Origin of the sequence: Fibrisoma montanum (assembly GCF_003583365.1) — a bacterium.
GTDB lineage: Bacteria > Bacteroidota > Bacteroidia > Cytophagales > Spirosomataceae > Fibrisoma > Fibrisoma montanum.
Map to the genome: position 1 here is coordinate 132,611 of NZ_QXED01000007.1, position 16,099 is coordinate 148,709.

Here is a 16,099-nt window from a genome sequence, read left to right on the forward strand (position 1 = left end):
CCCAAAAATTTGTAGCATTGTAGTAATCTCAACCCTCCAACTTCTTCGTTGTGAAACACGTCTTGCTACTTACCATTCTTCTTCTGGCTGCGCCGGGGTTTGCTCAGTCACTGAAAACAGTTAAAGAGAAAAGTCGCTATCTGACAGAAGAATACAGCGTACTGGCCGATAACAAAGCTGTTCGGTCGGGGCCTTACAAGAAATACTTTCGGGAAGGCAACGTACTGCTCGAAGAAGGCCAGTACGAGAACAACCAGCGGGTTGGCCAATGGAAGTTCTTCGCAAACGGTAAGGAAGAACTCGTGTATGATTACACCACCCAAAAAGTTATGGTCAACGCCCGCAAAAATCTGAGTTCCGCCGGGCTGATCCAACAAGCAGATTCTCTGACAGCGGTTGAGCTTGAGCAACCGCCCCTTTATCTGGCCAGCAGCCAGCAAGTGGAAGGCATTCTGGTGCGCGAATCCAGACTCCCCTTCAATCTGATGAAAGCGGGCACGATGGAAGTCTCTTTTCGGATTGCAGCCACCGTTTCGCCCAGCGGTGCCCACTACCGCATTATACCTTCGGTTCAGGATAAAGAATTCACTACGTTATCGCGGGGGGCGGTCCAGCTTGCCTTAAACGAGGTTGAGTGGGTACCCGCCGTTTATCAGGGACAGTCCGTTACGTGTATCTATACCCTGGAGCCAATAACTTTGCATGGCGTCGCTGTACGTCAAATGATCGTGCGATAACGATTAAAATGGCTAAGCTGATAAACTATTCGCTCCTATTCCTTGGCCTGCTTCTGGCGTTGCCGGGCCTTGGTCAGGCTACCCGAAAAAGCACACATAGGAGTCGGTATCTGCTCGAACGGTTCAGCATACTACCAGGGACAGCCTGTGGCAGTTCAGTATCCAATCGGACCATTTACCATCCAGAGCGCTGCACCGGTCTACAGCGTGCGTGATTACTAATAAAGCCGATGACAACCTTTGCCGACCGGGCCATTCCGTATTACTCGTCGCTGGAAGCTCCAGCCAGCCTGTCTCCGGGCGTTGGCGTCCTGAATCCGTACCGGGAACCGGAAGTGCAACGTATTGTACGAGAGTTCTTCACCAGGTTCTACAGCGACACCACCCCGCGAGTCTACGTACTGGGAATAAATCCCGGCCGGTTTGGCGCCGGCGTTACGGGTATTTCCTTCACCACGCCCCAGAACCTCGACCGATACTGTGGCATACCGAACAGCCTGCCACCCACACCCGAGCTGTCGAGCCGGTTTATTTACCAGATCATCGACGCGTTTGGGGGAGCCGATGCCTTTTACCGGCAGTTTTTTCTGACGTCGCTGTTTCCGCTGGCTCTGGTCAGGAACGGCCGCAACGGCGGGCCAACTAACTACAACTTCTACGACGACCGCCAGACGACCGAAACCCTGTGGCCCGCCATTACCGAAACCGTACGCACGCAGCTAACGTTTGGGGCAGCCCGGCACGTGGCTGTTTGTCTGGGTCGCAAAAACGAAACGTACCTGCGTCGGCTTAATGACCAGCAGGGCTTTTTTAGCCGGATCGTAACGCTCGATCATCCGCGGTACATTTTACAGTACCGCAGTAAGGAAACACCGGCCTACATTGACCGCTACATTACTACGCTGGCCGACTGCCTGGCCTGAAAACAAAAACAGCCTCACGATGAGGCTGTTCCTGCGTTTCCCTGATCCGTCAGGGGTTGGGGTGATCCTGTTCGGAAGCAGTATCAGGCTTTTCTGAACTCGATTGTCATCGTCAGTTTCTCGATTGTGCCATCGCCGTCGAGGTCTTCTTCAATCGGTGAACTCCACTTCATCGTGTTACCGTCTACGCTCAGATCGTAGGTTTCGGGGCCGTCGTCGTCCGTAACGGTGATCTTGCTGCCATTTACCGACCATCTGGCGTTGTTAGCGGCCGGGTTAAAATCGTCGGCATCCTCCGACTGGCACTTGGGCGACGTAGTACCCGAAATCTTGCCGTTGCCGTTAAACGTAATCTTGATGTCGGTCAGGCAGGCAACGAGTTCGGCACCACCCGGAAAATCCTTGATCAGTTCCAGGTAATCTTCGGTGTTTCTTCCATCGGAAAGCTTCATGCCGGAGATTTTCCAGCTCCCTTCCACCGAGTTCGGCTTCACCGGATCAGGGCCGCCATTGTCATTTTTACAGCTTGCAAACCAAAGTGGCATTGCCATCACAAGAGCCCAGGTCAGCAGACGGGCAGGGTTCATTAGTTTCATTGTTCGTACTGAAGAAATTGTGAATGATGAGATACAGCACAAAAGTAGAGGCCGGGTCAGGAATGGCCCGGCCTCCGCTGTACGAACAGTAAGAACCGCTTGCTGAACTGTTGGATATGTGTTTTGAATTGATAAACGATCATACATAAACCCAGCCCATTCCGGCTACCTGTTTCCTGCAGGTTGATTGGATGGGGTCTGAAAGCGTCGCAACCGGGGTATTTTACGTGTTCCGGTGGCTCAAACGCAGCCTTGCTGGACAACTACGCCTTTGGGAATAAGAAAAACTCTCCGTTCTTTGCGAAGCCATTGTGTTACTCTGACACCATTGAACACGACAGGTTTGCGAAGAACTAGAAACTATGCTCGTAACTACGACTCAAAACGTTGAAGGAAAACGTATTGCCAAGTACATTGGCCTGGTCAACGGCGAAGCCATTATCGGGGCCAATCTGGTTAAAGATTTTTTCGCCGGCATTCGGGATGTAGTCGGCGGGCGGTCCGGCGCTTACGAACAGGGACTGCGCGAAGCCAAGAGTATCGCCATCAAAGAAATGATCGATCAGGCGCAACGCCTTGGCGCCAACGCCGTGATTGGCGTTGACCTCGACTATGAAACCATTGGGGGCAACGGAACCATGCTTATGGTCAGTTGCAACGGCACGGCGGTGGTGATGGAATAAGGCTATAAAAAAACAGGTCAGCGCTATAATCCTGTCGTAAATAATCGTAATTTTGCGCCTTCAATCAGAAAATTGTTAGCATCAAACGGATATGGGAGTATCGGAACTAAAACGGAAGGGTCGCAAAAACCGCGCCCGTGCGAATAACGCAACGCAGCGTATTAAGCAGTTGCTGAGCAAGCCCGTCGTCAAAAACGTCGACGTAGAAGCCATCAAAGCCTCATTCGCTGAGAAAAAAGCGTAAGGAATAGACGTCGGCTGGTTTGCAGAACGGCTGCGTACTGAAGCCACCGCAAACGGGCCACTGATCGTTATACCCCACCCTTACCCGGTGGGGTTTTTCGTTTTCTGGGCAGCAGCTGGCGCTCCTGCTTTTTGAGTTGCCGACGCACGAACCGGCGGTAATCGAGCTGCACCCGGTACCGCACCGCCTGACCAAACAGCGACAGCCCGCCGTTAATCAGAATCAGGCTGTAGGTACCCCACAAAAACCAATGCCGAAACGGTTGCCCTGTTTGTTTGGCGTACCCCGCTTCACTAAATACGCAAAGCCCGGCGCCAATCAGGATCAAACTAAATGGCGCCAGCAAAAGCCATTTGGTGCGGGTGCTCATCCGTTTTATTAATTTACGGCCCGGTGGTTTAGCGTAATTAGCCATACTATCGCTGTTGCTTCGAGGAATTAAATCCATAACGTTAACGTAATTTGATTTGTTAACATTCGCTTAACAATTTCTTAACATTGCTACGATGGATACTCAAGGGTCGAACCCGTCTCGCGAAAATCCTTCGGCTCACGCAGTCGTTTCCAGCCTTCGCTGATGAACCCCACGCCGTAGCCGATCAACTGCACAAAAGCGGCCTGTACGCTCAGCAACCCTACGTTTATACTGCCTTCTTTGCGGGTGGCATCGATCAGGATCAGGACTGAAAATAACGCCAGCAGACCCGTTGACAACCAGAATACCGGGAGACTGATCAGCGCCCAGACAGGAACAGCAGCGACAAACAGCGTGAACAGCGCCGGAAACGTGTGCACCAGTTTCAGCTCCCCCGGGTAGAACCGGGAGATATTGATGCGTGCCCGGCCAAAAAAGCGGAGTTGCCGAAAGAACTGTCTGAACGATGTCCGGCGCTTGTGATAGATGAACGCGTCGGGAATCAGGCCCGTTTTGAAGCCGTTTTCGATGATGCGGATAGCAAACTCAATATCCTCTCCCATCCGGCTGATGCGATACCCGCCAATCGTTTCCCACACCTTCCGCGACAGACCCATGTTGAAACTGCGGGGGTGGTACGTCCCCCCCAGGTTTTTTTTACTGCCCCGGATGCCACCGGTCGTAAACGGCGACGTCATGGAATAGCTGATTGCCTTCTGAATGGGCGAAAAGTTCGGGTGAGCGGCATCCGGTCCGCCATAGGCATCGAGCCAGTCGGTTGCCAGCCGGTTATTAACGGCCTCGAAATACTGCGGTGGCACGAGCGCGTCGGAGTCGAAAATAACGAAATAGTCTCCCTGCGCCCGTTCAAAGCCATAATTCCGGGCGAACCCCTGCCCGGAATTTGGTTTGAAAAAATACCGGATGGTCAACCGATCCTGGTAGGCAGCCGCAACCGCATCGGCTTTTACCGTAGAGCCGTCTTCAATCACCAGCACCTCGAACCGGGTGTACGTCTGCGCCGTGAGGCTTTCGAGGAGTTCGGCCAGTTCGTCGGGACGATTGTAGACAGGGATGATGATCGAGAATTGATAGGACACGGGTAACGCTGCAGATGCGGTTCTATTGACAGGCTTCCATTAAACTCTCCTCATTCGCCTGGATCACCTGCTCAATCAGATCGTCAGTCAGCGCTACCGACACAAACAGGCTCTCAAACTGCGACGGTGCCAGGTACACGCCCCGCTTCAGCATAGCGTGAAAATACCGCCCGAACAACGGCAGATCGCACGACTTGGCATCCACAAAGTTCGACACGGAGCGATCGGTCATGAACAAGGTGAACATCGACCCAATCTGGTTGATGGTGTAGTTCAGCCCTGCCTTCACCAGGCCCGCCCTGAACCCGTCGGCCAGTCTGCCGCCAATGCCATCCAGGCGGGTATAAACCTCCGGGTGCTCGTTGAGATGACGCAGCATGGCCAGGCCCGCCGACATGGCAATCGGGTTTCCCGACAACGTACCGGCCTGATAAACCGGTCCGGCCGGCGATACGATGTTCATAATATCAGCGCGGCCGCCATAGGCGCCCACCGGCATACCCCCGCCGATAATCTTTCCCATTGTGGTCAGATCGGGGGTAACCCCATAACGCTCCTGGGCTCCGCCTTTAGCCAGTCGGAACCCGGTCATTACTTCGTCGAAGATCAGGATGATACCGTGCTGGTCGCAGAGGGTCCGGATGCCTTCGAGGAAACCGGGCTCCGGCAATACGCAGCCCATGTTGCCCACCACCGGCTCCAGAATGATGGCGGCAATCTGATTGGCGTTGTTGTCGATGAGCATCTCGACAGCCTGCAGGTTATTGTAGGGAGCGGTCAGCGTATCGAGCGCCGTCGCCTTTGTCACCCCCGGGCTGTCGGGGGTACCCATCGTAACAGCTCCACTACCGGCCGCGATCAGAAACGAGTCGCCGTGGCCGTGGTAACACCCTTCAAACTTGATGATTTTATCGCGCCCGGTGAAGCCCCGCGCCACCCGAATAGCGGCCATGGTCGCTTCAGTACCCGAATTCACCATCCGGACTTTCTCCACCGAGGGCACCATGTCAATAATCAGTTCGGCCATCTCAACCTCCTTGCGGGTCGGGGCTCCGAACGAAAAAGAATGTTGAATAGCCTCCCGAACCGCTTCCTCGACTGGTTCAAAGGCATGGCCCAGAATCATCGGCCCCCACGAGTTGATGAGTTCGATGTACTGTTTGCCATCTTCGTCGTAGATATACGGTCCTTTGGCTGATTTGATAAACAGCGGAGTGCCCCCCACCGCCCGAAATGCCCGTACCGGCGAGTTGACCCCACCCGGAATTACCTGTTTAGCCTGTTCAAATAACTGTTCGCTTGTTGTCATAGCCCTGAATGATTGACCGGCTTACCGGTGCAATGATTGAGTTGTTGACGGACTGACCTGTACGGCGCTTACTCGTTCTGTCCGTCAATACTTCAATCACTCAATTAACTTTTACAAACCGTCCTCCGTCCCACTTTACGATGGGAACGACCTGGTTTTCATTACTTCTGGTATAATCGAAGCCCGACAGGATGTAATCGTCGGTGTCGGAGCGCAACGCTGACCGGTTGCGGAAGATCGTGCCATTTCGGGCCATCTGCCGTCCGAAGAACAGCATCAGGTCGTAGCCCTGACTGGCGAAAATCGAGGGAATAATCTTTCGCTGGGCCAGGTATTGCTCCTGAAAATCGGTAACCACCGGCCGGGTCTGATCCACGTAGTCGGGAAACAGCAGGTACAGTTCCCGACGGGTGAACGTAGAGATCGAATTTTTATAGAAATCAAAGGCGCTGGATGTGGCCATAACCGGCACACTCACCCGCCGTCGCCCCAGTGCGTCCAGCAACCGGGTCCCGTCATCATCGTTGCTGCTTGCCAGAAAAATATGCCCCGGTTTATTGATTTCCGAGATTTGCATGGCATCGGCCATGGCCTGGGCTGTTCCGGTTAGTTTTTTCAACTCCAGCGGCTGAACGCCCTGTTTCCGTAGCTCAGCTACGTAAGCCGCGGCCAGCAGCGAATCTTTCCGGGAGGTTCCATAGTAGATTGCCGGCCGCCGAATGATCGAGAGGCCCCGCACAAATTCAACGGCTTTTTCGGCCTGCCGATTCACCGACGGCTGCGCCAGATACGCCATCGGCTGACCCGTCACCAAATCCGAGCTGGTAGCAATTGGGTTGACCAGCAATACGTTATTCTGCCCCGCAAACGACAACGCAATTCGGTTCGGCTCGGCGTAGAGCGGTCCGATGATCAGGTCCGTCTGCGCAAAAGCCGGGCTGTTGATGAGCGTTTGGGTACGTTCGGGATCATTCTCAACGTCATAGGCAAACAAGTTGACGATAATGCCCTCTTCCTTGAGCTTCTCCTTCGCCATCTTGATGCCGTTGTACAGATCGTACACGTACTGATTGGAGCGGATTCGTTTCTGAGCCTCGAATTCATCCAGTCGAAACGGAAACAGAACCGCTACGTTGTAATATCCTTTGGGACGGCTGCGGTCGGGCCGCGCCGTTACGCTGGTGGCGGAGGCAGGCCGACCGGTGTTAGCTCCTGAAGTGGTAGTTCCTGGAGCAGGTGCTGTTTGCGTTGACGCTGTCGTAGTGCCTGGCCGGTCGGGTAGATTCGTCGGCAAACCAAAGCGGTTCGTCAGCCGGTCCGATAACTCCAGATCATCTTTGTCGCTCGACGACCGTTGAATCAGATCGATCAACGCCAGCCCGAGGTTGCGGTTATCCGGAAACTCCTTCTGCATGAGTTTCAGCCGACTCAAATCCTGGATCCGGTACAGAAAGAAACGTTCCAGCCGGTCGATTTCGGGGCGCAGCGCAGGATCACCGATCTGTTCAATGGCCGTCAGCGCATCTTCATACTGTCCCATTTCCATGCCGACAGCCGCGAACAGATACCGGGCATCATCCATTTTCCGCCAGTCGGGAAAACGGTCCATCAGCTGCCGGAGCATGACCCGGGCCTGCGAAAAATTCTTCTGCTTGAAGGCCGCCAGGGCGTAGTAATAATGCGCATACGGCGACAGGCTCCCTCCCCGCTGAATGATGGCGTTGAATTCCATTTTCGCCCGCTCATAGTTTGCCGTCTGCACTAGTTTAACGGCGGCTTTGTACCGGCGTTCCAGATCGGCCGGTACCTGCGCATTCGCTACCGACAGGCCCAGCAAGCCAACGACTAATAAGCTGAGCCAATAAAGTCTATCGTTCATTTTCCAAATCTCGGGTTTAATGCACAAAAGCAACGCTGTAGCGTTGCTTTTGTTAAGCGAGCATCAGACCTACGGCTCGTTAAGACTGCCGCCGGAAGGTCTGACCGCAGCTACAAACACCACCGGTGGGCTCGTCTGACAACTGTGCGTACGCCGGTCAGGCGGTCCGTTATACGGCGTAGCGGTCACAAGCATTATCGGTCTGACGGACCGTCAGACCTTGTAGTGGCTTCGGTTTATTTTTTTTGCTTTGGCCGTTGACCGGTTCCGGACGTACCGTTACCACTACCGTTGTTCCGTCCACGCTTTGCCTCTTCGGCCTGTTTGCGGGCTTCTTCGGCGGCCTGGAGCTGCCGTTGCAGCATTGCCTGGAAACCGCCGGGCTTTTTGCCTTCGCCGGTTGCGTTCTTCCGGCGATTTTCGTCCAGCACCGCTTTGATCTTGTCCTCATCCACAAACCGCCGAATCAGTTGCTGCTGCGTGATCGTCACAATGTTCGACACGAAGTAGTAGAACGTCAGACCGGCCGGGTATGAATTCAACACGAACATGAACATCAGCGGGAAGATGTAGCTCAGCGCCTTCATGTTCACCGGGCCCGGCTGCGTGGGTGTTGTCTGGTTGTTATACCAGGCATAAGCAATGGACGAAGCCGTCATCAGCACCGTAAACAAGCTCAGGTGGCTACCTACGAACGGAATCGTAAACGGGAATTGAATGAACGCATCATAGGTCGAGAGGTCATCGGCCCAGAGGAAAGGCTTCTGCCGCAGTTCGATCAGGTTCGGAAACAGCATGAACAGCGCGAACAGGATCGGCATGGTAGCCAGTACCGGAATACAACCGCTCAGCGGACTCACACCTACCTGCTGGTAGAGTTTCATCTGCTCCGACTGCATTTTGGTCATATCGTCGCCGACCTTCTCCCGGATTTCGTTCAGTTCGGGTTGCAGTACCCGCATCTTGGCCATACTCACGTACGAGCGGTACGTCAGCGGAGTCAGCACCGTCTTCACGAACACCACGAGCAGGATGATCAGCAGACCGTAGTTCGACACAACCTTTTCGAGCAGGTTGAACACCGGCACGAAGAAATACTTGTTGATCGGCTTCAGAATGGAATAGCCCAGGTACACGTTCTGGTCAAATTCCGGCGCTACGTCGCCCAGCAGCTGAAAATCGTTCGGGCCAAAAAAGAATTTGTACTGCCCTTTGCCGCTCCGGACATCAGCCAGCGGAATCTGTACGTCGGCAATGGCCGTCTTCACCGTGTTCGAATCGGCGGGATCGACCAGCGCTTTGAACGTAGGCTTCTGCAACGGGCTGTTTTCGGCTACGAACGCCGACAGGAAATATTTGTGCTTGATGGCAAACCACTTAACGGGCTCTTCAAGCGTAGTTTCCTCGCTGCTCTCGCTCTCGCGAAGCTTGTCAAAGGTTTCGTCCTGCGTAAAATAATCGATGGTGGCCGCCCGGCGGTTGTTCGACAGGTCGTTTTCATACTGCCGCATCTTATCCTGCCAGAGGAACCGGATGTCGCCCCGACCAACGGAATTGTCCAGACCGTTCATCCGCAGACTATAGTTAATTACGTAGCCTTCGGCCGGTACGGTATAGACCTGCTCCACGGCCTGACCCGGTGCCACCTCAACCCGGAAACTGATCGGCTGCCCCTGGCCATTTACAGTGCCCCCCTGCGCCGTAGTCTGGTAATAAAGGCTATGCAAATCGACCAGGCCCCGATTGGTGGGAAGTTCGAGGACCGTCTGGCTGCTCTGAGGGTCAATCAGCACCAGTGGTTTCTGGTCGTAGGTTTTATAATTCTTTAGTACTACCTGTTTCACCCGGCCACCTTTCGTACTGAAGGTAACGCGCATGTCCTTATTCTCGACAACAAAGTCACGCTCCTGCCCAACGGCGGCCTGGGCAAAATCGCCGAAGCGGGCGCGCAGGGCCGACGAATCGGGTGTCGATTGTGTTGTCCCTGCCTTGGCCGTCGCGGCCGCATTGCCCGTCGTTGCCGTTGGTTTTGCCGGCTGCGTTTGTTGCGTCGGGGCCTTTTCCGGCTCCGGTTTCGGCACCAGAAGTTGATACCCGACGAGCATCGCCAGAATCAGGACAATGCCAATTAATTGATTACGATCCATTTGTTTGGTTTTCGGTATCCGGTTTCAGTTTACGGTTTTCTGCGGCAAGCTGGATAACCAGACGTCGCCAGAGACAAAGAACCGTAACCTATAAACCGAAAACCCATAAAATTAGTCCGCAAAATTACGCCATTCGACCGGCTTAATCAACCGCTGCTGGAACGGAGACTTCGGCATCGACGGACGAGGCTGTTTCGGACGACCGTTTTTGCTGGGCGTAGGTCAGGGAGGCCCGTACAAAACCAACGAACAACGGGTGCGGATTCATGACCGTACTCTTCAATTCCGGATGGAACTGTACGCCCACAAACCAGGGGTGGTTGTTCATTTCAACGATCTCAACCAGTCCGGTTTCGGGGTTGATCCCCGTCGGGCGCAAACCAGCCCGCTCAAACTGATCGATGTAGTCGCTGTTGAATTCGTAGCGGTGGCGGTGGCGTTCGCTGATCTGGGTTTTGCCATAAATCCGGTGTGCCAGCGTATCCCGCTTGATCTTGCAGGGATAGGCCCCCAGCCGCATGGTACCGCCTTTATCGGTCACCTTCTTCTGCTCTTCCATCATGTTGATGACCGGGTGGCTCGTATGCGGTTCCATTTCGGTCGAATGAGCCCCTTCCAGTCCCATAACGTTCCGGGCGTACTCGATCACGGCCATCTGCATACCCAGGCAGATACCCAGGAACGGAATGTTGTGCTCACGTACGTAGCGAACGGCGTTGATTTTTCCTTCGATGCCCCGTTCGCCAAAGCCCGGGGCCACCAGCACCCCGTCCAGATGACGCAGCACATCAGCGCAGTGGTGTTCATCCACCAGCGTTTCCGACTGAATCCACTCCAGCTGCACCTTGCACTCGTTCTGAGCACCCGCGTGAATAAACGATTCGGCGATGGATTTGTAGGCGTCTTTCAGCTCGACGTACTTACCGACCAGACCAATCCTGATCGTATCCGTCGGGTTCTTGAGCCGCCCCAAAAAGTCCTTCCAGGCATCCAGATCGGCGTCCTGGTCGTTGTACAGATCGAGCATGTACAGCGCCCGCTGATCCAGTTTTTCCTTGCGCATCAGGAGCGGTACGTCGTAGATCGTTTCGGCGTCGATGGCCTCGATAACCGAGTTGACCTGAACGTTGCAGAACAGCGCGATTTTCCGGCGAATGTCCATCGGCAGCGGGTGTTCGGTCCGGCACACGATAATATCCGGCTGAACCCCCGTTTCGAGCAGCATCCGCACGGAGTGCTGGGTTGGCTTTGTTTTCAGCTCCCCGGCCGATTGCAGATACGGTACCAGCGTCAGGTGGATGACAAGGGTATCGTTTTCGCCCAGTTCAAACTTCAGCTGTCGGACGGCTTCGATGAACGGCAGCGATTCGATATCGCCCACGCACCCCCCGATTTCGGTGATGACGACATCATACTCGCCGGTGTCGCCCAGCAACCGGATGTTTCGCTTGATTTCGTCGGTGATGTGCGGCACTACCTGAACGGTCTTGCCCAGAAAATCCCCCCGGCGTTCGCGGGTGATTACGTTGTTGTAGATGCGGCCCGTGGTGATGTTGTTGGCCTGCGATGTCGGCCGGTTCAGGAAGCGCTCATAATGCCCGAGATCCAGGTCCGTTTCGGCCCCGTCGTCGGTTACGTAGCATTCGCCGTGTTCGTATGGATTCAGCGTACCCGGATCAATGTTGATGTACGGATCGAACTTCTGAATCGTTACCGTTAAACCCCGTGATTGAAGCAATTTAGCCAGGGACGAAGCAATAATGCCCTTGCCAAGTGATGAAGTTACCCCGCCGGTAACGAAAATGTATTTTGCTGATTTGGTGCCCGTAGCCGCCATGACTGATACCTGCTTTGGTCGTTACGGGATATAAAGGTACGGAGGATTCGGGAGGAAAAGAAGCTGGAAGCTAATAAATGTTGGCAAGTTTAACGTAAGAGATTGATGGTCAGCCGGTCCATTTTGACGGGATTTTTTATGACCAGTTTCCCCACGAAACCACTTGAGCATTTAAGCCTGCATAGCATGCCCTTGCCGCAGTCAGCAACGTATCAAGCGCTGTATACCCTTTACGGTTGCCTGCGAAGGAAGGAAGTTAGCCTTCCCTGTACTTGCCATGGCATTGACTAACACTAACAATAATTTAATTAGTAACCTATTTCATAACAAAGAGTATGGATTACCTTAGCAATACATTACTCTAACCTTCGCCAACGTTACATCATATAGTTATGAGAAACAGATTTATATCTCTGGGTAAGCAGTTTCTGTCATCAGGTCTCTTGCTTATTTTGTTAAGCTGCCGGGAAGAAAGTATGAGTGAAGAACCAGGGCCCCAGCCGCTTAATTTCTTTGAAGCAAACGTAAATGGCCAGATTTGGCAACCTTCGAAATTAGATGAAGAAAACTGTATGCAAGCCTTTCAGGGAGCCTGGTCGGCAATAACGGTAAATGGTGAGCAAAAGCCTTATTATACCGTCTGGGCGTATAGAGATTCACGGAAAATCACGAACTACCAAAGTGAAAACGCCTTCAGATTCCAGTTTACCAACGTACTGAAAACGGGCCAGTACGGCATAACAGGTTCTTACAAGAACGTTCATGATTCCTATGCCCTGTTTACTGTAAATAAACCTGACGGATCATACACCAGGTACGTCAATACCCGAAACAAGGGCACATTTACAGTAGAACTCAGCGAATTTTTACCTAAACCCGGCTCAGAAATCAAGGGCATCAAAGGGTCATTTTACGGCACTCTTTACAATGAAACCGATCCTACCGATTCGCTGGTTTTTCAGCGGGGAAACTTTACTCTGCAGAAAATAAACTGGTATAATTTCAATCAGTGCGCTCAGTAGCTAATCCCTGAACTCAAGTCGTTACCAGGACGATCCCGGTGCCTTAGTGTTTCGGTTTACCGATGGATAAATCGGTCGGGCGAAAAGTTGTTTTTTGGTAAAATAGATGAAAGAATTGCACCGGCAAATAATTGTCTGTCAATTGGTTGCCTTAGAACCTCTTCCATTTATTTTCTAACCAAAAACAACAAATTCAATGAATCAACAACCATCAAGTGCGTTTATTGCTGCTTCCTGGGTAGCGCTGCTGGCGGGTATGCTGGCCTACAACATTGGCCTGTGGAATGCTCAGATGGCGTTAAACGAAAAAGGGTATTATTTCACCATCCTCATGTATGGTCTGTTTTCCGCCGTATCGGTACAGAAAAGTGTCCGCGACCGGCTGGAAGGCATTCCCGTAACGAACGTGTACTACGGGATCAGCTGGATTTCCGTTCTTCTCGCCATTCTGCTGCTGACGGTCGGCTTATGGAACGCTACGTTGACCCTGAGCGAAAAAGGTTTTTACGCCATGTCGTTTACGCTGAGCCTGTTTGCGGCTATCGCCGTTCAGAAAAACACGCGCGACAGCCAGGTGGCTGAGAAACGGGACAACCAGTTCGCCGACCGAAACGTCTGATCCAGCGCCCCCCGAAAGCAAGTCAGTACACTAGCGTATACAAAAGGGGACCTTGCTCAAGGCCCCCTTCGTTTTTGGGCTATTCATTATTTACCCTGCGTCAATTCGCGCTCTTCGTAAGCCAGGTTGTATTGTTTCAATACATCGGCCGGTACGCCATCCCACTGGTTCGGCACGTTGCCGACGTAGCCGAGGTCTTTGATACCGATCTGACTGGTAAAGAAACCGGTGGCCGTCATGTTCCGCATCAGGCTGAAGAACGCAGCTCCCTGCGCCATGTCGGGTTTCACCTGTTCCGGATAGGCAATCTGATCAACGATCTCGGTCTGCTGGGCTTTGGTGCACTGCACAAACGACTTGCCGTAGCGTTTTGTGCAGACGTTGTCGAGCCACCGGATCCCCCCGCGCATGGGCGTCTGGTTACGCGGCTGGTCTTTCATCATAAATTCGATGAAGGCCGGCACACCCGCCTGCGACGCACTGCCTGACCGCTCGTCGGCCGGGATGATGATATCCGACAGCACCGTGACGGTCTGGAGTTCGTGGGGCGTAAAAAACTTCTCGGCGTTCAGCTTGGCATCGCGTTCAGCTTCAAACTTCTGCCGCCCGCCCGGCACTTTAATGGGTTTGACATCGGGAGGAGCCGGAACAGCCGCTTCGGCTGGCAGCACCGACGCGCCAAACACGGTCGCCGGAATGCTCTTGAGTATGTCTCTGCGTTTCATAAACGTAGTTTGCTTAGCGTCCTCTGCGAAACTCTCTGCGCGCTCTGCGTTTCATTTTCATTAACGCAAAGGGCGCAGAGGAGCCCGCAAAGTTCGCAGAGTTAGATGTTATTCTGTTTAACCTGATCGATGAGGTACTCCGACGTGCGCATGGAAGCGGCCAGGATCGTCCACGTTACGTTCTTGTCGCCCTGCGAGGGGAACGCAGCCGCATCCACCACAAACAGATTCTTGACGTCGTGAGCCTGCTGAAACTTGTTCAGAGCCGATGATTTCGGGTCGTTGCCCATCCGGGCCGTTCCGACTTCGTGGATAATCTTACCGGGCGCTTCCAGGCCGTAGCTGGACTCAGGACCGGGCTTCGGACCGAGCGGCATCCCACCCATGGCGTGGATAATCTCCTCGAAGGTATCCTGCATGTGTTTGGCCTGCTTGACCTCGTAGTCCGACCATTTGTAGTTGAACCGAAGTACCGGAATACCGTACTTGTCTACTACGTTCGGGTCGATCTCGCAGTAGTTGCTTTCCATCGGCACGGGTTCGCCCCGACCGGCCATACCGACGTAGGCTCCGTAGAACCGGCGGAAGTCGTCTTTCAGGCCGGCACCGTAGCCACCGGCGGGTTTCATCTTGCCGTCGCGGGCCGGAATCTTACCGTTCAGGCCTTCGATACCCCAGCCAAAACCATAGGCCGGCATCCCCATACCACCCCAGTATTCGATGTGGTAACCACGCGGAAAGTCCAGTTTCTTGTTGTCGAGCCACCAGGGCGTAAATACGTGCATCCCACCGACACCGTCTTCGTTGTAGCGTTTGCGGTCCATCAGGGCCGGTACGAACGCCGACCGCGACGCGCCGGTTGAGTCATTGATGTATTTACCCACGACCCCGCTGGAGTTTGCCAGCCCCGTCGGGAAGCGGGACGATTTCGAATTGAGCAGCAAGCGGGCGGTTTCGCCCGCACTGGCGGCCAGCACAACCCGTTTCGCCATCACCGATTTTTCCTGCAGGCTCAGCGTATCGACGTAGCTCACGCCCGTAGCCAATCCCGTTTGTGGGTCGGTCAGCACTTCACGGACCATTGCGCCGTTGATCAGCGTTACGTTGCCGGTTTTCAGGGCGGGCTTCACCAGCACCGACGACGACGAGAAGTCGGCATACGCCTGGCAGGCCCGGCCGCACTGGTTGCAGTAGAAACAAGCGCCCCGCTCGTTGTTGATGGGCTTGGTCAGGATTGACAATCGCGACGGAATCACCGGAACGCCAATGCCCGTGGCCGCTTTCCGAATCATCAGTTCATGCAAACGCGGCTTGGGGGGCGGCAGAAAAATGCCGTCGGGTTCGTTCGGAATGTTTTCAATCGAGCCAAAAACACCGATCAGTTTATCGACCCGGTCGTAGAATGGCTTGAAGTCGTCGTACCCGATAGGCCAGTCTTCACCCACTCCCGTCATGCTTTTCCGCCGGAAATCGTCGGGACCGAACCGCAGCGAAATCCGTCCCCAGTGGTTGGTACGTCCCCCCAGCATCCGCGACCGGAACCAGTGGAATTCGGTACCCCGGGCCGTCGTATACGGTTCGCCTTCAATCTCCCAGCCACCCCAGGCTGCGTCGAAATCGCCGAACGGACGGGTTGTGCCCGCCCCCCGACGCGGTGATTCCCACGGCCACTTGAGCTGAGTAATATACTTGGGATCAGCAGGATCGAAATAGCCACCGGCTTCGAGCAGCACCACTTTAGCCCCGGCTTTGGCCAGGGTATAGGCTGCCATACCGCCCCCGGCTCCTGATCCGACGATGGCTACGTCGTACTGAACGGGGGCCTTTTTGATCTGAAATGGATTCATGCAACGAGTGAGGTTT

Annotated in this window: 15 protein-coding genes; 6 read left to right on the plus strand and 9 right to left on the minus strand. The window is 54.1% G+C overall.

All coding sequences use genetic code 11. The annotated features are described in order from the left end of the window. Positions 1 to 50: 50 nt before the first annotated feature. A complete protein-coding gene (locus DYU11_RS23080; RefSeq protein ID WP_147368018.1) occupies positions 51 to 737 on the plus strand; it encodes a toxin-antitoxin system YwqK family antitoxin in 687 nt (228 codons plus the stop codon). Between the two features lie 230 nt (positions 738 to 967). Continuing rightward, positions 968 to 1,660: a uracil-DNA glycosylase family protein gene (locus DYU11_RS23085; RefSeq protein WP_119670097.1), complete on the plus strand. Its 693-nt coding sequence runs from the start codon at positions 968 to 970 to the stop codon at positions 1,658 to 1,660. Positions 1,661 to 1,743: 83 nt separating this feature from the next. Here DYU11_RS23085 and DYU11_RS23090 read toward each other — a convergent pair whose 3' ends face one another. Beyond that, positions 1,744 to 2,256, minus strand: a complete 513-nt coding sequence (locus tag DYU11_RS23090; protein ID WP_119670098.1) for a lipocalin-like domain-containing protein — start codon at positions 2,254 to 2,256, stop codon at positions 1,744 to 1,746. Between the two features lie 362 nt (positions 2,257 to 2,618). Between DYU11_RS23090 and DYU11_RS23095 the strand changes: the two genes are divergently transcribed. After that, on the plus strand, positions 2,619 to 2,939 hold the full coding sequence (locus DYU11_RS23095) for a heavy metal-binding domain-containing protein (RefSeq protein WP_119670099.1): 321 nt from the start codon (positions 2,619 to 2,621) through the stop codon (positions 2,937 to 2,939). A gap of 91 nt (positions 2,940 to 3,030) precedes the next feature. Next, a complete protein-coding gene (locus DYU11_RS33510; protein ID WP_199736770.1) occupies positions 3,031 to 3,183 on the plus strand; it encodes a hypothetical protein in 153 nt (50 codons plus the stop codon). A 67-nt stretch (positions 3,184 to 3,250) separates the two neighbouring features. Here DYU11_RS33510 and DYU11_RS23100 read toward each other — a convergent pair whose 3' ends face one another. The 6 genes from DYU11_RS23100 to pyrG form a co-directional block, all read right to left on the minus strand. After that, the gene (locus DYU11_RS23100) at positions 3,251 to 3,631 is read right to left on the minus strand and encodes a hypothetical protein (protein ID WP_229365987.1); all 381 of its coding nucleotides are present in this window, start codon (positions 3,629 to 3,631) and stop codon (positions 3,251 to 3,253) included. 53 nt (positions 3,632 to 3,684) lie between these two features. Further along, positions 3,685 to 4,698 (minus strand): glycosyltransferase family 2 protein, encoded by a 1,014-nt coding sequence (locus DYU11_RS23105; protein WP_119670101.1) that lies wholly within the window; start codon positions 4,696 to 4,698, stop codon positions 3,685 to 3,687. Positions 4,699 to 4,720: 22 nt separating this feature from the next. Next, a complete protein-coding gene (gene hemL, locus DYU11_RS23110) occupies positions 4,721 to 6,007 on the minus strand; it encodes a glutamate-1-semialdehyde 2,1-aminomutase (RefSeq protein ID WP_119670102.1) in 1,287 nt (428 codons plus the stop codon). Between the two features lie 100 nt (positions 6,008 to 6,107). Further along, a complete protein-coding gene (locus DYU11_RS23115; protein WP_119670103.1) occupies positions 6,108 to 7,886 on the minus strand; it encodes a tetratricopeptide repeat protein in 1,779 nt (592 codons plus the stop codon). 236 nt (positions 7,887 to 8,122) lie between these two features. Next, positions 8,123 to 10,033, minus strand: a complete 1,911-nt coding sequence (gene yidC, locus DYU11_RS23120) for a membrane protein insertase YidC (protein WP_119670104.1) — start codon at positions 10,031 to 10,033, stop codon at positions 8,123 to 8,125. Between the two features lie 142 nt (positions 10,034 to 10,175). Next, the gene (pyrG, locus tag DYU11_RS23125; protein ID WP_119670105.1) at positions 10,176 to 11,870 is read right to left on the minus strand and encodes a CTP synthase; all 1,695 of its coding nucleotides are present in this window, start codon (positions 11,868 to 11,870) and stop codon (positions 10,176 to 10,178) included. A gap of 392 nt (positions 11,871 to 12,262) precedes the next feature. On the opposite strand from pyrG, the gene DYU11_RS23130 reads away from it, so the two are divergent. Continuing rightward, entirely contained in the window at positions 12,263 to 12,892 is a 630-nt protein-coding gene (locus DYU11_RS23130; protein WP_147368019.1) for a DUF5025 domain-containing protein, read from the plus strand. Positions 12,893 to 13,088: 196 nt separating this feature from the next. Beyond that, positions 13,089 to 13,511, plus strand: coding sequence for an inner membrane protein YiaA (yiaA, locus tag DYU11_RS23135; protein ID WP_119670107.1), 423 nt, complete (start codon positions 13,089 to 13,091; stop codon positions 13,509 to 13,511). An 86-nt stretch (positions 13,512 to 13,597) separates the two neighbouring features. On the opposite strand, the gene DYU11_RS23140 is transcribed toward yiaA, so the two are convergent. Together DYU11_RS23140 and DYU11_RS23145 are read right to left on the minus strand one after the other, a co-directional pair. Then, a complete protein-coding gene (locus tag DYU11_RS23140) occupies positions 13,598 to 14,236 on the minus strand; it encodes a gluconate 2-dehydrogenase subunit 3 family protein (protein WP_119670108.1) in 639 nt (212 codons plus the stop codon). Positions 14,237 to 14,337: 101 nt separating this feature from the next. After that, a complete protein-coding gene (locus tag DYU11_RS23145) occupies positions 14,338 to 16,083 on the minus strand; it encodes a GMC family oxidoreductase (protein ID WP_119670109.1) in 1,746 nt (581 codons plus the stop codon). Between the last annotated feature and the right edge of the window lie 16 nt (positions 16,084 to 16,099).

What these genes read in the sequence shown, in the direction of transcription:
- DYU11_RS23145 (WP_119670109.1), bottom strand. Translation starts at nt 16,083, where the DNA reads ATGAATCCATTTCAGATCAAAAAGGCCCCCGTTCAGTACGACGTAGCC.
- DYU11_RS23100 (WP_229365987.1), bottom strand. Translation starts at nt 3,631, where the DNA reads ATGGATTTAATTCCTCGAAGCAACAGCGATAGTATGGCTAATTACGCT.
- yiaA (WP_119670107.1), top strand. Translation starts at nt 13,089, where the DNA reads ATGAATCAACAACCATCAAGTGCGTTTATTGCTGCTTCCTGGGTAGCG.
- DYU11_RS23090 (WP_119670098.1), bottom strand. Translation starts at nt 2,256, where the DNA reads ATGAAACTAATGAACCCTGCCCGTCTGCTGACCTGGGCTCTTGTGATG.
- DYU11_RS23130 (WP_147368019.1), top strand. Translation starts at nt 12,263, where the DNA reads ATGAGAAACAGATTTATATCTCTGGGTAAGCAGTTTCTGTCATCAGGT.
- DYU11_RS23140 (WP_119670108.1), bottom strand. Translation starts at nt 14,236, where the DNA reads ATGAAACGCAGAGACATACTCAAGAGCATTCCGGCGACCGTGTTTGGC.
- DYU11_RS33510 (WP_199736770.1), top strand. Translation starts at nt 3,031, where the DNA reads ATGGGAGTATCGGAACTAAAACGGAAGGGTCGCAAAAACCGCGCCCGT.
- DYU11_RS23095 (WP_119670099.1), top strand. Translation starts at nt 2,619, where the DNA reads ATGCTCGTAACTACGACTCAAAACGTTGAAGGAAAACGTATTGCCAAG.
- hemL (WP_119670102.1), bottom strand. Translation starts at nt 6,007, where the DNA reads ATGACAACAAGCGAACAGTTATTTGAACAGGCTAAACAGGTAATTCCG.
- yidC (WP_119670104.1), bottom strand. Translation starts at nt 10,033, where the DNA reads ATGGATCGTAATCAATTAATTGGCATTGTCCTGATTCTGGCGATGCTC.
- pyrG (WP_119670105.1), bottom strand. Translation starts at nt 11,870, where the DNA reads ATGGCGGCTACGGGCACCAAATCAGCAAAATACATTTTCGTTACCGGC.
- DYU11_RS23085 (WP_119670097.1), top strand. Translation starts at nt 968, where the DNA reads ATGACAACCTTTGCCGACCGGGCCATTCCGTATTACTCGTCGCTGGAA.
- DYU11_RS23115 (WP_119670103.1), bottom strand. Translation starts at nt 7,886, where the DNA reads ATGAACGATAGACTTTATTGGCTCAGCTTATTAGTCGTTGGCTTGCTG.